The following is a 12587-nucleotide window of genomic DNA, read 5'->3' as shown; positions in this document are numbered from 1 at the left end:
CCGGGTTCAGCGGCGGTAAGCTTGCAGGACCTTGTTTAAGGCCTCCAGGACGTCGTCCTGCTCGCCGGGGGTCATGGAGGGAAAGACGGGCAGAGTGACGATCTCCGAATAGGCCTTCTCGGCCTGGGGACAGAGTCCTGGGCCGGTGCCCAACTGGCGCCGGTAGAGCGGGTGCAGGTGGACGGGGATGTAGTGGACGTTGACGCCGATTCCTTCGGCCCTCAAGGCTTTGAAGACCTGGCCGCGGCCGACCCTCAGGCGGGACAGATCAAGACGCACCACGTAAAGGTGGTAGGCATGCTCGACGTCCTCTCTGACCTTGAGCGGACGCAGCGCGTCGAATTGCCTCAGCTCCCGGTCATAACGGGCGGCAATGCGCCGGCGGGACTTGACCCACTGACGCAGCCGGCGCAACTGGGACAGGCCCAGAGCGCTCTGCACGTCGGTCAAGCGATAGTTATAGCCAAGCTGACGGATTTCGTAGTGCCAGGATCCATTTTTGAGGCGGTCACGATGATCGACGCTGATGCCGTGATTGCGGAAGCGCCGCATTCGGGCCGCCCAGTCTTCCCGGTCGGTGGTAATCAAGCCGCCTTCTCCCGTCGTCATGTGCTTGACGGGATGAAGGGAAAAGCAGGTCACATCGGCCAGGCTACCCACCGGACGGCCTTGCAGCCTGGCGCCCGGCGCATGACAGGCATCGGCCAGCAGGGCCAGGCCGTGGCGCTCGGCCAACTGGCGCAGGGCCGGATAATCGCAAGGCTGGCCGGCATAGTCGACGGCGAATATGGCCCGCGTGCGGGGCGTGATCAGGCTTTCCACGCTGGTTGGATCGATGAGCAACTGGTCGGGATCGACGTCGGCGAAAACCGGACGCGCACCCTGGTAGAGAACCACGTTGGCGGTGGCCGCGAAGGTCAAGGTCGGCACGATGACCTCGTCGCCCGGACCGATTCCCAGCACGTGAGCGGCGCAGTGCAGTGCCGCCGTGCCGCTGTTGACGGCGACGCATTGACGGACTCCCACCCGCCTGGCGAAGGCTTTCTCGAAAGAATCGACCCGCGGGCCCGTGGTGATGAGAGGCGACCGCAAGGCTTCACAGACCGCTTGCAGGTCTTCCTCCTCGATGGTTTGGCGCCCGTAGGGAAGCAGTTCGCCGCGAACGGGCTGACCCCCGTCAACCGCCAAGGGGCGGACACGGCCCTTGAGCTTGGAGACCTTGATCGCTGGCATCGCGCTCACCCTTCACCTGTTAGAGTTTCTCAAGCTCCAACCGCCACTCTTGCAGGATGGGCTGAACCTCGTACTCGAGCACGTCGCCGACCAAGCCGAAGTCTTGATTCTGCAACCCCTCCAAGGCTGGCTGGAGAGCATCGGGAAGACCGTCCAAGGCCAGCTCGATGCGCCGTTCTTGCAGCAGCGGACGGGAAACGGCAAAGGCCTTGGTGACCCAGCCCAGCCCCTCCAGCATTTCGCTGAGGCGCTTTTGTCCCAGGGCGTGATCACCCTGCTGGAAGTTCTCCCGCACCAGGGTGCAGCCCTCGGACAGCCGCGACACGTAGTCGCCAACCTGCCGCAGGATGTCTTCCATTTCTTCTTTCTGCTGTTGAAGGTCTTGGGCTTGCTGAGGCTGTCGGCGGGCCGGCGTCATGACTTGTCCTCTCCTAGCTGCGAGCATCGGTCCCGGACGCCTCGGCTTGGCGGCGTCCGGGATCCGTTTGCCCTCATCTCCGACCCGGTCTCCCCCATCTGTTTGGGACCGGGACCGGAGAGTCGTTTTACCCCGACCTGCTAGTACGCAAACGGCATGCCAAGGCGCAAGGAGCCGCGCGAAAGCAGCTAACCAGCAATTTTGTCCTTCATCCACAGAGATTTAGGAGACCCGGCAGGGGCGTCAGAGAATCGTCAAATTCTGGAGAAAGCGTCGGGAAATTGACGGTCAGCGCTCGGGACCCGCAGCGGACTCCCGCGATTCCTCCAACAGGCGCTGCGCCTGAGCCACCCGGCGGCGGGCCTCTTGCAGGGCTGCCTCGACCCGTGACGGGGCCGTGCCGCCCTCCACGTCCTTGGACGCCAGCGTCCTCTCCAGAGTCAGGCATTGAAAGAGATCGGAAGCGAAGAGGTCAGAAATGCGGCGGTACTCCGAAAGGTCCATCTCTTCCAGAGGACACCCCAGTTCGATGGCCCTCAGCACCGCCTTGCCCGCCACTTCATGGGCGCTGCGGAAGGGCAGTCCTTTGCCCGCCAGGTAGTCGGCCAACTCGGTGGCGTTGAGATAGCCTTCGCCGGCGGCTTGGCGCATGCGCTCGGGATGGAGGGTAGTGTGGCGGGCCACGATGGCGGCGATACGCAGGCTGTCGGTTACCGTGTCGGCGCAGTCGAAGGCGCCTTCCTTGTCCTCTTGCAGGTCCTTGTTGTAGGCCAGGGGCAGTCCCTTGAGCAGCGCCAGCATGCCCTGATGGGCGGCGAAGACGCGGGCCGACTTGCCGCGGATCAGCTCCAGGGCGTCGGGATTCTTCTTCTGAGGCATCAGCGATGAGCCGGTGGTGACGGCATCGCCGAAGCTGAGGAAGCCGAACTCGCTCGAGCTGTAGAGGATCCAGTCTTCGCAGAGACGGGAAAGGTGCATCATGAGGATCGACGCGGCCGAAGTGTAGTCGAGCACGAAGTCACGGTCGGCGATGGCGTCCACGCTGTTGCGGGCCACCGCTTCGAAGCCCATCAAGCGGGCTTGCAGCCGCCGGTCCACGGGATAGTTTGAGCCGGCCAGGGCTGCGGCCCCCAACGGACAGGTGTTGATGCGGCGGCGGGCTTCAGAGAAGCGCTGAGCGTCGCGTTCCAACATCTCCACATAGGCCAGCAAGTAGTGCGGCCAGAGCAGCGGTTGGGCCCGTTGCAGATGGGTATAGCCGGGGAGCACGGCTTGCCGGTTTCGGGCGGCCAGTTCCAGCAGGGCCGACTGCAATTGCCTGAGCAGCCACAGCGACTCGTCGCAGGCCCCGCGCAGATAGAGCCGGAAGCCGGTCGCCACCTGGTCATTGCGGCTGCGTCCGGTATTGAGCTTGAGTCCCAACTCGCCCACCCGCTGCTGCAGTTGGCTTTCCACCAGGCTGTGCACGTCCTCGACGCCATCGGCGATGGCCTGATCGATGAAGGAGGGGTCTTCTTGGGCCTGGCGGCCGATTTGCAGCAGGGCCTGCTGCAGGCGTTCAGACTCCTCTTGGCTCAGGGCCCCGGCCTCTTGCAGGGCCTGGCAGTGGGCCCGGGCGGCTTGCAGGTCGCAGTCCAGCAGGCGGCGGTCGAAAGGAAGAGAGGCGTTGAAGCGGGCGAAGACCTCATCGGCCTGCTGCGAAAACCGTCCTCCCCATAGCTTGGCCATGAATCTTCTCTCCCCATCAAAAAAGGCGTTGGACTTCTTGCGCCACCCGGCGGCGGAAGAGGTCGGCCGTAGGAGCTTCTTGGACGGGCACCCTGACCACCCAGTCCTGGCCTCCCCGCGTCAGCAGAATCACCCAGTCGCCCTCCTTTTCCAACACGAAGGCCACCTGCAGGTGATTGGCCGAGGTTTCGCCCAGGGCCGAGGCGGCGATGGCGCGGGCTTCATCCGATGTCATGGCGTTTACTCCCGGCAAGAAGAGACCGTCGGGACCGCCTTCTTTTACCGGCTGCGCGCTTTTCTTGTCAAGAAGGTGCAGGTCTTCTCGGTTCCCCGGCGGCTTGACATGGAGGGGCGCCGCGGCGGACCATAGGAGGCCAATGCAAGTTGTCTTCGAGAGGCCGGACATCGCCGCTCTGCGTCGAGACCACATGTTGGTCGACATGCACTTCCACAGCGATCATAGCCACGACTGCTCCACCCCGGTGCGCGACATCGTAGCGGCGGCGGAGGAGATGAGCGTGCATCTGGTCATCACCGACCACAACGCCATCAGCGGGGTTCTGGAAGCCGAACGGTTGGCTCCGGGACGGGTCTTCCCCGGCGTCGAGGTGACCACCTGGGAAGGCAAGGACATCTTGCTTTACTTCGACGACTGCGACGCCCTGGAAAACTTCTTCAGCCGCGAAGTGGCCCCCTTCATCCGGCGCAACAAGTCATCGCTGGCCAGTTGCCGCACCCGCCTGACCACCCACAAGCTCTTTCAGGCGGTGCAAGGGCGCGACATCCTGGTGACCTTGCCCCATCCTTTCGTGCCGGGTCCCCGCCGCAGCTATCCCTTCTTCTGCAAGCATCCTCAATTCGTGCAGGCGGCCGACTGCATCGAGGTCATCAATCAGGTGCTGCCCCACAAGAGCAATTTGATGGCGGTGGGATGGGCGGTGCAGAACGGAAAACCGGTGACCGGCGGCTCAGACGGACATTACCTGTCCATGCTGGGCACGGCTTTTACCGCCTGCAAGGCCTCCAACTGGACGGAATTCCGCCGCGAGGTGCTGGAGGGGCGGGCCTTGGTGATGGGCGAAGAGCGCAATCTGCGCCATCAACTCACCCACGTCACACGCATGCTGGGCGAGAAGGCTAAAGTCTTTCAGAACCGTCCGGCCCGCCGGCGGCGGACCGGACCGGTCGGCACTCTCGATTCCTAGCCGGCACTCAGTTGCCGACGCTCTGCTTCTTGTAGCCGGAGGGGATCTTGAAAATGTTGGGTCCCAGGCTCATCGGCTGGATGCTGTCGAGCAGCGTTTCTTCCACGGCCTGGCCGTCGTCGAATTGGCGCGACATGACCGGAAAGCCGTCTATGGAGGCGAACTCGGCGAAAGTGCCCTCCATCATCTCGCTCATCTGAGGCATGGCTTCCATCATCTTCTGCATGAACTTGGCCATGGCCTGAAAGGACTCGACGAGTTCTTCGCCGGCCTGCAGCTCGGAACGCGAGGCGGCGCACAGTTCGCGTACTTTCTCGTCCTTGCGGTAGATTTCATACATAGTGCAACTGTAGCCGGCGGTCTGGCTGGTGCCGCCTTTCTCGATCACCGGAGGCTCCATGGCCTCGCCCATCATGTTGGGCATGCGATCCTTCATCATCTTTTCCATCATCTCGCGCTGGGCCGGAGGCATGTTCTTCAACTGCTCCTCCATCTGCTTCATGGCCTGATCGATCTGACTGGAAAGCCGGGCCACGGTTTCCTCGTCCATCTCGATGTAGGACTGCTCTTCGTGAAGAATGAAGGCGGTGGAGTCGCCCAGGAAGAGGACGGTGATGCTCCCTTCCCCCGGCTCTTCCGTGTCCATCCGCAGGAGCCCGTCCTGTGCGTAGATTTTGGCGGGCCGGCTTTGGTTGTTGGTCAGGTCGGTCACCGTCATCTCGACCACCACGCCCGCCCAGGCGTTGGCCGTCAGAACCGTCAGGGCAATTGCTGCAAGCGCCAGTTTCTTCATGAAAGCTATCTCCTTTCCCACAAGGGGGTATTCAGTTCTCGACTCAAAACCCGTTCAGTATCCCAAAAAAGCCGACTTGATGTTGAGGGGAGGAGGCGAAATCCCCCATTGCAAGGCAAATCCCACAGGGCCCCGGCCCTGCGCCTCCCTGTCACGCTGCTCAGGATTGGCCCGACCGTTGCTTCGGTTGCAGCAGGACGGAATCATGAGCAAGAAGATCATCATCGTCGGCGGCGTGGCGGGAGGGGCGTCCTGTGCGGCGCGGGCCAGAAGGCTGTGCGAAAGCTGCCGCATCGTCATCATCGACCGCGGACCCTACGTGTCCTTCGCCAACTGCGGCCTGCCCTACTATGTGGGCGACGTCATCTCCAACGAAGCCCAACTGCTGGTAGCCTCTCCCCAACTCTTCCAGGAGCGCTTCAACATCGAGGTGCGGACGCTGAGCGAGGTTCTCTCCCTGGATACCCGCCGGCGGACCATCGAGGTCAAGAACCTGCGCAGCGACGAGGTCTATCGGGAAGACTACGACGCTCTGGTGCTTTCTCCCGGAGCGGCTCCCATCCGCCCGCCGCTGCCGGGAATCGATCTGCCCGGCATTTTTTCGCTGCGCACCATTCCCGACTCGCGGCGCATCCGCGAGTGGCTCGAGCGGCGGCAAAGCAAGCATGGCGCGGTCATCGCGGGGGCCGGCTTCATCGGAATGGAGATGGCCGAAAACCTGTCGCGACGGGGCCTTTCCATCACCCTGCTGGAGAAGGCTGAGCAGATTCTTCCATCTATGGACCCTGAGATGGCCAAGCCCGTGGAAGAACATCTGCGCGCCCAGGGAGTGGAGATCGTGCTGGGCGACGCTCTGCGGGGCTTCGAAAGGCGGGGGGACGCCTTGCGGGTGCTGACCGAATCGGGCCGGCGCCTGCCGGCGGGACTGGTCATCCTGGCCATGGGAGTGCGTCCGGAGAGTACGCTGGCCCGCCAAGCCGGACTGGCGCTGGGGAATCAGGGAGCCATCAGGGTGGACGAACAGATGCGCACTTCCGCCCCCCACGTGTGGGCCGTGGGCGACGCCGTGGAAGTGCGTCATGTGGTCTCGGGGACTCCGCGCGTCTTTCCCCTGGCGGGACCCGCCAACCGGCAGGGACGAGTGGCCGCCGATTCCATCCTGGAACGGCCTTCCACCTTCCGCGGCGCCCAGTCGACGGCGGTCTGCGGCATCTTCAAACTGGTGGTGGCTCAGACCGGAGCCAGCGAGAAGGGGCTGCTGGCCGACGGCATGAATGAGTTCGCCTGCGTCTACCTGCATCCGGGACATCACGTCAGCTACTTCCCGGGGGCGCGGCCCATCCATCTGAAGCTTCTCTTCTCGCGGGGCGACGGCAAGCTGTTGGGAGCCCAGGCGGTGGGCGAAAAAGGAGTGGAGCGCCGCATCGACACCATCGCCATGGCCCTGCAAATGAACGCCACCGTCTACGATCTGGAAGAGGCCGAACTGTGCTACGCCCCCCAGTTCGGGGCCGCCAAAGATCCGGTCAACATGGCCGGAATGATCGCGGCCAACCACTTGAGAGGCGACCTGCCGCTGGCCGATTGGCGCCAATTGTCGCAAACCGGGGCCCTGCTGGTGGACGTCCGCGAGCCGCAGGAATACGAGAAGGAACACGTTCCGGGAGCGGTCAACGTGCCTCTTTCCCAACTGCGCCACCGCATGCACGAATTGCCCAAGGACCGCGAGATCTGGGTCATCTGCATGGTGGGCCAGCGGGCCTACTACGCCGTCCGCGCCCTGCGCCAAAACGGCTACGACGCCAAGAATCTCTCGGGCGGTCTGCAGACCTACCGCTACTTCCAGAGCCTCTGATATGGCTTGAGAGCTGGCAGTTGGCGGTTGGGAGTGGCGCAGCCTGCGGCGTGTTAAACTGGTGAATATGATCCTGTTGCGGGTAAGCTACCGGGTGCGCGCCCATCAGATCGGCCCCTTCGAAGGCATCTTCCAGCAAGAGATCCTCCCCCTGGTGCGCGAGCATCGACTCAAGCTGGCCGGCATTTTCAAGTCCAAGGTGGGGACGGTGGGCGAGTTCATCGAATTGTGGGAGTTCGAGGATTTGCAGGAGTTCGAGGAGCTCTGGCCCCGGCTGATCGGGGATCCGCGCCTGCAAGACATCTTCCAGCGCACCGGGCCCATGGTTGAGGAGGAGACTTTTCATCTTTTTGAGCCGGCGGCGGGGAGTAGCGGGTTTGCCGAGGGTTTTTCATGAGTCTGGACGCATTTCATCCGGCGGTGGCGCAGTGGTTTTCGGAGACCTTCGGTGAGCCTACCGAGCCGCAGCGAATGGGCTGGCCGCTGATCAGGGAGGGGCGCAACGTCCTCATCTCGGCTCCCACGGGATCGGGCAAGACGCTGTCGGCCTTCTTGTGCGAAATCGACGACCTGGCCCGCCGCGGACTGCGGGGCCAACTCGAGGACGAGATTCAGGTCGTCTACGTCTCTCCCCTCAAGGCGCTGGCCAACGACATCCGGGCCAACCTGCTCAGTCCGCTGCGGGAGATCGCTCAAGGCGCCACGCGCATGGGCCTGGAGCTCCCCGAAATCCGTCCCCAGGTGCGCAGCGGCGATACGCCCCAATCAGAACGCCGCAAGATGCTTCAGCATCCTCCCCATATCCTGGTCACCACCCCGGAATCCCTCTACATCCTGCTCACAAGCGAGTACGGGCGCAGAGCCCTCAGCACCACGCGGACGGTCATCCTCGACGAGATCCACTCGCTGGCCCGCGACAAGCGCGGCTCCCACCTGCTGCTGACGCTGGAGAGGCTGGAGGCCCTTTGCGGACGTCCGCTGCAACGCATCGGACTCTCGGCCACCGTCAAACCGGTGGAAAAGATGGCCCGCTACCTGGTGGGCCGGGACCGGCACTGCGAGATCGTGGACGTGGGGCATCGCCGCCAGACGGACCTCGAGGTGGAGATCCCCGAGGACGAATTGGCGGCCGTCCCTTCCCACGACACCTGGCAGGACGTCTACCGCCTGCTGGCCCGCTACATCGGGGAACACAAGACCACGCTGGTCTTCGTCAACACCCGGCGCCTGGCCGAGCGCGTCACCCACCACCTCTCGGAGATGCTGGGCGAGGAGCTGGTCGCTTGCCACCACGGCAGCCTCTCCAAAGAAATCCGCCTCAGCGCCGAACGGCGCCTCAAGAAGGGCGAACTGAAGGCGGTGGTGGCCACGGCTTCGCTGGAGCTGGGCATCGACATCGGTCACGTCGACCTGGTGTGCCAGATCGGCGCCACACGCGCCATCGCCCTGGCCTTGCAGCGCATCGGACGCTCGGGACACTGGAAGGGCGCCATTCCCAAAGGACGCCTCATCGCCCTCAGCCGCGACGACCTGCTGGAATGCGCCGCCCTGGTCCACGCCGTCGGACGCGGCGACCTGGACCGCATCCTCATCCCCCACAGTCCGCTGGACGTGCTGGCCCAGCAGATCGTGGCCGAATGCGCCTCGCGCGACTGGAAGGAGGAGGAGCTTTTCCGGGTGCTGAGCCGGGCCATGCCCTACAACCAACTCGAGCGCCGCGACTATGAGGCCCTGCTGGCCATGCTTTCGGAAGGCACCTCTACCCGCAAGGGACGCCGGGGGGCCTATCTGCACCGCGACCGCGTCAACGGCCTGGTGCGGGGACGCCGCAACGCCCGCCTCAGCGCCATCACTTCGGGAGGCGCCATCCCCGAGGTGGCCGACTATCTGGTCAAGATGGACCCGGGAGACATCCCCGTCGGCAGCGTCGACGAGGACTTCGCGCTGGAAAGCTCCAAGGGGGACATCTTTCTGCTGGGCAACACCTCCTGGCGCATCCGCAAGCTGGAGGAAGGCGTCCTGCGAGTCGAGGACGCTCAGGGCGCCGCTCCCACCATTCCCTTCTGGTTCGGCGAAGTGCCGGGACGCACCCAGGAGCTTTCCCAGGCCCTCAGCGAAGTGCGCTGCAAGGCCGTGGAATCGTCCCCCGAGGAGGCCGGGCAATGGCTGCAAGAACACTGCGGACTGGACGCCTCGGCGGCCCGCCAGGCGGTGGACTATCTGCGGGCCGGGCAGCGGGCGCTGGGAGGACGCATGCCTAGCCTCGACTGCCTGGTGGCCGAGCGCTTCTTCGACGAGGGCGGAGGCATGCAGCTCATCATCCACTCGCCCCTGGGCAGCCGCCTCAACCGCGCCTGGGGGCTGGCCCTGCGCAAGAAGTTCTGCCGCTCCTTCAACTTCGAGCTGCAGGCGGCGGCCACCGAGAACGGCATCTGCATCTCGCTCAGCGACCAGCACAGCTTTCCGCTGGAGAGCGTCTTCGCCTTCCTCACCTCGCACAACGTCCGCGAGGTGCTGGTTCAGGCCACGCTCGACTCGCCCCTCTTCCCCACCCGCTGGCGCTGGAACGCGGGACGGGCCCTGCAAGTGCTGCGCTTCGCCGGCGGCAAGAAGGTGCCTCCCCAGCTTCAGCGCATGCGCTCCCAAGACCTGCTGGCCTCGGTCTTTCCCGAGTCCGCCGCCTGCCTCGAAAACATCGTGGGCGACATCGAAGTGCCCGACCATCCGCTGGTTAAGGACACCCTCCACGACTGCCTCACCGAGGCCATGGACGTCGAGGCCCTGGAAGACCTGCTGGCCGCCATCGAAGAGGGACGGGTCGAATGCGCGGCGGTCGACACGCCGGAGCCCTCGCCCCTCTCCCACGAGATCCTCAACGCCAATCCCTACGCCTTTTTGGACGACGCCCCGCTGGAAGAACGGCGGGCCCGGGCGGTGCAGACCCGGCGCTTCCTGCCTCCCCGCGAAGAAGAGATGGGCCTGCTCGACGCTTCGGCCATCCAGAGGGTGGTGGAAGAAGCCGCGCCGCTGATGCGCAACGCCGACGAACTGCACGACGCGCTGCTGACGCTCATCGTCCTGCCCGAGGAGAAAGACGACGAGCTTCAGGCCTGCTTTCAGGAGCTTCATCCCCTGGCCGTGGCCGCGCGGGGCCAAGGTGGAACTTACCGGCAAGCCTCCGGCCAGACCGCATCGAGCCTGGCCGGTAACGGCGAGTCTTTACCGCATCGGGCGCTGCGGGTGGAGCTGCAGGGCGAGGACGGAGTGCGGCGCGTCCTCTGGGTAGCGGTCGAGCGCGCCTTGATCATCGAAAAGATCTACGGACTGCGATTGACCCGGGACGAAGACTTCCTGTGGAACCGCGACCGCGACCTGTCGCGGGAAGAGTCGCTGCGCGAGCTGGTGCGCGGACGCATGGAAACCTGCGGCCCGGTCACGGCCCACGAACTGGCCGATGCTTACGGCCTTCCGCTGGGCGATATCGAAATCGCCCTGGCCGGCCTGGAGGGCCAGGGGCAGATCCTGCGGGGCAGCTTCCGCCCGGGCGGAGAAACCGCGCTGGAATGGTGCGACCGCCGACTGCTGGCCCGCATCCACCGTCTCACCCTGGGACGCCTTCGCCGCCAGATCGAAGCGGTCTCGGAGTCCACCTTCATGCGCTTTCTGCTGCGCTGGCAACACCTCGTCCCGGGTACGCGGCTGCACGGGCAGGCCGGACTGGAACAGGTGCTGGAACAACTGCAAGGACTGGAAGCCCCGGCTTCGGCTTGGGAAAGCGTCCTCTTGCCGGCCCGCCTCTCCGACTACTCTCCCGACCTGCTCGACAACCTGTGCCTGTCGGGACGCTTCGCCTGGGGACGCCTGAGCGTCCGCAGCGGTTACGGCGAGGACGCCTCCGAGTCGGGCCGCTCCGGACGTCCCACCAAGCTGGCCCCGGTGGCCTTCTTTCACCGCCAGGACCTGCGCGGCCTGCTGGGTCTGCACCACGGTCAGGGCGACCCGGCTGCCGACCTTTCCGCCCACGGACAAGCGGTGCTGGAAACCCTGCGCCGGTTGGGCGCCAGTTTTCTCGACGACCTGGTGGATGCCAGCGGACTGCTGCCCTCTCAGGTGGAGGAAGGGCTGTGGGAACTGGCCGCTTCGGGCTTGGCCACCGCCGACGGCTTCGACAACCTGCGCCGTCTCATCGATCCCAAGCGCCGCCGCAAACCGGTGCGCCGCAAGTCGCTGCGCCGCGGACGCGCCATGCCGCGCAAGCAGGGGTCTCCCACCGGACGCTGGACGCTGCTGCGTCCTCACCTGTCCCAGGCCGGCGGCGAAGGGATGCAGACAGAGCGGCAAGAGACCGAGGCAGTCGAGTCCTACGCCCGCCAGTTGCTGGCCCGCTGGGGAGTGGTCTTCCGCGACCTGGCCCAGCGCGAGAGCCTCAACGTGCCCTGGCGCGACCTGCTCATGATCTTGCGGCGCATGGAGTCGCGCGGAGAGGTGCGCGGCGGACGCTTCGTCTCCGGACCCAGGGGCGAGCAGTTCGCCCTTCCCGAGGCGGTGGACGCCCTGCGCCACCTGCGCCGCTCGGGTACGCCCCAGGAGCCTGAACGCATCTCGATATCGGCCGCCGACCCGCTCAACCTGACGGGAATCCTGCTGCCCGGCCCCCGCGTCCGTCCCCATCCGGGCACCCGCATCCATTTCGAGAACGGCTCCGTCGTCGACGCCCCGGCCTCCCCCGCCGTCCGCCGCCTCATCGCCCAGATGCAAGGCTAGTGCTGCCGGTCATAAGTTCTGAGCCAGGACCTTCCGTTCTTGTCCCTGACAGGGACCGATTCGCCAGAGAGTCCGAACTTGTGAATTGGAGATTGGGAGTTGGAAGTTCGACCGGGGGTCGTGCAGACGTGTTAAAGTCTCGGCCTATGCTGGGATTGTCAGGAAGTCAGCGAAAATATCTGAAAGGCTTGGCCCACAGCCTCAAACCCGTGGTGCAGGTGGGGCAGCATGGACTGACCGAACCGCTGGTGGAAGAGTTCGACCGCTCCATCAACGCCCACGAACTGATCAAAGTCAAGTTCGTCGACCATAAAGACGAGCGCAAGAAGCTGGCTGAGTTGATGGCCGAGCGCACCGCCAGCGACCTGGTAGGCGTGATCGGCAACATCGCCATCTTCTACCGCCCCGCCGAAAACCCCGAAGACCGCGGCATCCACCTGCCTTGATCATTAGGCCCTCTTTGCCCGTTATCTCACCCCTTCAGGGTTTTTTTCTTCTTTGGTTCTACACCCAGGGTTACGTCCTTGCCGCGCTTCGCTTGCCGCGGACTCCACCCTGGGCTAACGAATCGCTCGCCTTCAGCGAGCCCGG

General features: G+C 64.8%; 10 protein-coding genes. 5 read left to right on the top strand and 5 right to left on the bottom strand.

Going from position 1 to position 12587, the window contains the following annotated elements; genetic code table 11:
- Positions 1-6: 6 nt before the first annotated feature.
- The 4 genes from pseC to VLU25_05275 all read right to left on the bottom strand — a co-directional run bounded on the left by pseC (position 7) and on the right by VLU25_05275 (position 3614).
- Positions 7-1233 carry a UDP-4-amino-4,6-dideoxy-N-acetyl-beta-L-altrosamine transaminase gene (gene pseC / locus VLU25_05290; GenBank protein HSR67336.1) on the bottom strand — a complete coding sequence of 409 codons (1227 nt, stop codon included), beginning with the start codon at positions 1231-1233 and terminating at the stop codon, positions 7-9.
- A 19-nt stretch (positions 1234-1252) separates the two neighbouring features.
- Positions 1253-1651, bottom strand: a complete 399-nt coding sequence (locus tag VLU25_05285) for a hypothetical protein (GenBank protein ID HSR67335.1) — start codon at positions 1649-1651, stop codon at positions 1253-1255.
- A 288-nt stretch (positions 1652-1939) separates the two neighbouring features.
- Positions 1940-3379: an argininosuccinate lyase gene (gene argH, locus VLU25_05280; protein ID HSR67334.1), complete on the bottom strand. Its 1440-nt coding sequence runs from the start codon at positions 3377-3379 to the stop codon at positions 1940-1942.
- 16 nt (positions 3380-3395) lie between these two features.
- Positions 3396-3614, bottom strand: coding sequence for a hypothetical protein (locus tag VLU25_05275; protein HSR67333.1), 219 nt, complete (start codon positions 3612-3614; stop codon positions 3396-3398).
- Positions 3615-3756: 142 nt separating this feature from the next.
- Here VLU25_05275 and VLU25_05270 point away from each other — a divergent pair, with 142 nt between their 5' ends.
- Complete coding sequence (locus VLU25_05270) at positions 3757-4584, top strand: PHP-associated domain-containing protein (GenBank protein HSR67332.1); 828 nt, start codon at positions 3757-3759, stop codon at positions 4582-4584.
- A gap of 7 nt (positions 4585-4591) precedes the next feature.
- Here VLU25_05270 and VLU25_05265 read toward each other — a convergent pair whose 3' ends face one another.
- Complete coding sequence (locus VLU25_05265) at positions 4592-5377, bottom strand: DUF4412 domain-containing protein (GenBank protein ID HSR67331.1); 786 nt, start codon at positions 5375-5377, stop codon at positions 4592-4594.
- Positions 5378-5582: 205 nt separating this feature from the next.
- Here VLU25_05265 and VLU25_05260 point away from each other — a divergent pair, with 205 nt between their 5' ends.
- The 4 genes from VLU25_05260 (at position 5583) to yhbY (ending at position 12442) form a co-directional block, all read left to right on the top strand.
- Complete coding sequence (locus tag VLU25_05260) at positions 5583-7232, top strand: FAD-dependent oxidoreductase (protein HSR67330.1); 1650 nt, start codon at positions 5583-5585, stop codon at positions 7230-7232.
- Positions 7233-7299: 67 nt separating this feature from the next.
- Entirely contained in the window at positions 7300-7629 is a 330-nt protein-coding gene (locus tag VLU25_05255; GenBank protein ID HSR67329.1) for an NIPSNAP family protein, read from the top strand.
- Entirely contained in the window at positions 7626-11996 is a 4371-nt protein-coding gene (locus tag VLU25_05250) for a DEAD/DEAH box helicase (GenBank protein HSR67328.1), read from the top strand. The genes VLU25_05255 and VLU25_05250 overlap by 4 nt, the downstream gene beginning before the upstream one ends.
- A gap of 146 nt (positions 11997-12142) precedes the next feature.
- The gene (yhbY, locus tag VLU25_05245; protein ID HSR67327.1) at positions 12143-12442 is read left to right on the top strand and encodes a ribosome assembly RNA-binding protein YhbY; all 300 of its coding nucleotides are present in this window, start codon (positions 12143-12145) and stop codon (positions 12440-12442) included.
- Positions 12443-12587 lie beyond the last annotated feature (145 nt).

This window comes from Acidobacteriota bacterium (assembly GCA_035471785.1).
GTDB lineage: Bacteria > Acidobacteriota > UBA6911 > RPQK01 > DATIPO01 > JANQFM01.
Note: the sequence above shows the minus strand (reverse complement) of the source record. Positions and strands in the feature narration are given on the sequence as shown.